1 protein-coding gene and 1 pseudogene are annotated in these 3,326 nt (G+C 45.6%); both read left to right on the top strand.

Going from position 1 to position 3,326, the window contains the following annotated elements:
- Nucleotides 1–224 (top strand): hypothetical protein (locus QUB64_RS32720; protein ID WP_333394355.1); only part of this gene is annotated, 224 nt, incomplete at its 5' end.
- Between the two features lie 22 nt (nucleotides 225–246).
- Nucleotides 247–3,326 (top strand): annotated as a pseudogene (locus QUB64_RS32725) (hypothetical protein); the annotation flags it as partial.

Consider the following 3,326-nt stretch of genomic DNA (forward strand, 5'->3'; position numbering starts at 1 on the left):
CCAACACCAACCCAGCCAACACCAACCCAGCCAACACCAACCCAGCCAACACCAACCCAGCCAACACCAACCCAGCCAACACCAACCCAGCCCACGCCAACCCAGCCAACACCAACCCAGCCAACACCAACCCAGCCAACACCAACCCCCACACCAGTCACGCCAACGCCAACGCCTGTCAGACCAACACCAACACCATCAGTCACCACAGGCGCACAGAATAATTGGTGCGGTGTAGAAGCTGGATTGGATCAAATTCAGAAAATTCTTGACAACCAATTACAGGCAGTTAACCTACCCATTATCGGCCCTCTCAAGAACATTGCCCCAGATTTTATTACCAACTTCAAGACTAAGCTAGTCGATGCAGTTAAAAATGGGGCAAATCAAACAATAAGTCAGTTAGAAAGTAGCATCCGCACAGCACTTGGCCCAGACTTCACCGTCGCCCTAACAGGGAATTCCAATGCTGATGAAAGCACCTTGCTAATTACCCTTGGCAAACAATATCAGTTGCCCAATGTCAACCTCTCAAAAAACCTAGGAGTCCCGGCTTTAAGCTTGGAAGTAGATGGGAAAGCTCAATCAAAATACAACTACAACTTATCCCTAGGAGTTGGTGTCAGTAAACAGTTTGGCTGCTACATAGATACCGACAAAACAAAGTTAACAGCCAACATTGACTTGGGTCTAGATAATCAATTCAAGGCTAAAGGCAACTTAGGATTTTTCCAAGTAGACCTCGCCAACGATCCCAAAAAACCGACTAAAGTCGATGCCAACCTGGAAGTCAAGCTGAAAGACTTAGACAATCTTGGTGGCCCCAATGATGGCTCTCGCCTCACCCTGCCAGAACTGCAAGGCAGCTATCAGTTCAAAGACTTATTCAATGCCAGCTTAAAGAGCAATGCCAATCTCGGCTTGCAAGCAAAGACCAGCATCCAAGGCAATGCTGCATTCCCCTCCTACAACTTCGACTTAGCAGTCAATTGGCCGATCTTAAATTACGCCAACGGTCAATTAACCGGGCCGCAACAACCCACTGTTGAATTCAACAATACTCAACTAGATTTAGGCACATTTGTCAATAAATTTGCTAAACCAGTTGTGGGTAAAATTTCTGATGTCATTAAACCATTCCGACCAGTTATTAATTTCTTGAATACCGACACCAAGTTACTTTCAAAACTTGGGATAGCTGGGCCGTTTGATAAAAATAAGGATGGCAAGGTATCGGTATTAGAACTGGCCGCAAAAATAGCGAACCGCGATATCGATACTCGCTTTTTAGATGGAGTTACCAAGGTTGATAAAGTGGTGAATTTGGCCAACCAAATAGCCAACTCTCCCGATAAAATCGACTTAGGTTCCTACAGTCTGGGGGCGATAGATGTTTCTAAGGCAAATGCCAATCTTCAGAATGCTGTCCCCGTTCAAAAAGGTGCTGCACAACAAACTGCTTACCAACAAATTAATTCCAAAACGAGCGGCAAGACCAAAGAATTCTTAAATGCTTTAAAAGATCTTGAAGGTTTTGATTTACCACTTCTGACCAAGCCAACAACCGCGATTCAATTGCTGTTAGGTAAACCGGATGTTCCCCTCTTTACCTACAATATGCCCAAACTGGGATTTGATTTTAACATTCAGAAAAATTTCCCGATCTGGGGGCCGATCCAGGGTTTACTGCAAGGCAAGTTTAGTGCTTCAGCTCATTTAGGATTTGGGTACGATACCTATGGATTGAGTGAGTGGAAAAAATCTAATTTTGCTACGGGTTCTGCGGACAAAGTTTTGGATGGATTTTATGTGAGCGATCGCCTGAATGCTGACGGTACTGGGCCAGATGTTGACGAACTTACACTTGATGCTAGCATTGCCGTAGGTGCAGGGTTGAATGTTGGCGTGGCCGAGGGTTATGTCAAAGGTGGAATTCAAGGCAAAGTGGGCATTGATTTGATAGATATCGGAGAGTTCCAGCCCAAAAAAGGCGGCGACGGAAAAATCCGAACATCGGAAATTACTTCCCGCATCAGCAAACCTTCGGCACTATTTGATGTAACGGGTCAAGTTAATGCTTTCCTCGGTGCTCAAGTAAAAGCATTGTTACCAAAATTCTGCGAGAAAAAAACTCCAGCAGTAAAGGTTTTTGGAAGAACCATCATTCCTTCAATAACTATCCCTTATCCTTGTGGAATCAGCTACAAAACAGTATACGATAAGAACTTTGCCACATTTCAGTTAGCTAATTTTAGTGTGGGGCCGAGTGCTGGCAGCAGAGGCAGAGCAATTAACGGTTACATGGCCGGAGCGACTGTCTTCTTTGATGGCAACTTTAACGGTTTACGAGATGACAATGAACCCTTCAGCATTACTAATGCTTCGGGCAGCTTTGATTTAGATGTTACTCTTGACAGTTTCGACAAGAATAACAGCGGCAATCTCGAACCGGATGAAGGCAGAATTGTCATTGCCGACGGCATCAATACCTCTACTAATTTGCCTCAAGAAGCCCCACTATTTGCCACGCCAGATGCTACTGTCGTCACTCCGCTAACTACTCTAATGACTGAGTTAGTCGAGCAAGGAATTGGCGTAACTGAGGCACAGAATCGGGTAAAATCAGGACTTGGATTGTCGTCAGGAATTGATTTGACTAGCTACGACGCCCTAGAGGCAATTACTCAAAACGATCCGAATGGGTTAGCTGTTTATGCCGCCCACGCTCAGGTACAAAATACCATTGTCTTGGTAACTGATTTAATTAGCGGTGCTTCAACTACTGCTAAGAATGAGATTGCCGATCGCCTGATTTCAACCCTGGCCAATCAAATTAAATCCGGCGCTGTCGATTTAACCAATCCCGCACAATTGCAAACCGTCATTCAGTCGGCTGCAACTCAACTGCAAGCACAGACAGCATCGAATCTTGCACCGGAAGTTGCTAAAATTATTGCAGAGGGCAATCAGCGGATTGGTGCGATCGCATCCAGCAATTCCTCGCCTTCAGATGCAGCCACCGAAATAGCCCGCGTACAACTGGTGGAACAGGGTGAAGTCGCCAAAGACTTGCAGCAAGTAGCCGCAGGAACTAAAACGATTCAGCAGGCGATCGCAGAAAATACGGGCGCATCTCTAAATACCCAAATTCAGTCGGCGACAGCTAACAACCCTACTGTTCGCAATACTGTAACAGATGATTCCAGCGCACCTTCAAATCCCGAAGAACCGTTACCAGAGAGCGGTATTGAATTAGTCAAAGACGGTCAAAACTTTACCGAAAGCACTGATGGTGATGATACTCTAGTCGGTAGCGCTGCTGATGA

Origin of the sequence: Microcoleus sp. Aus8_D2 (assembly GCF_036702665.1) — a bacterium.
Taxonomy (GTDB): Bacteria; Cyanobacteriota; Cyanobacteriia; order Cyanobacteriales; family Microcoleaceae; genus Microcoleus.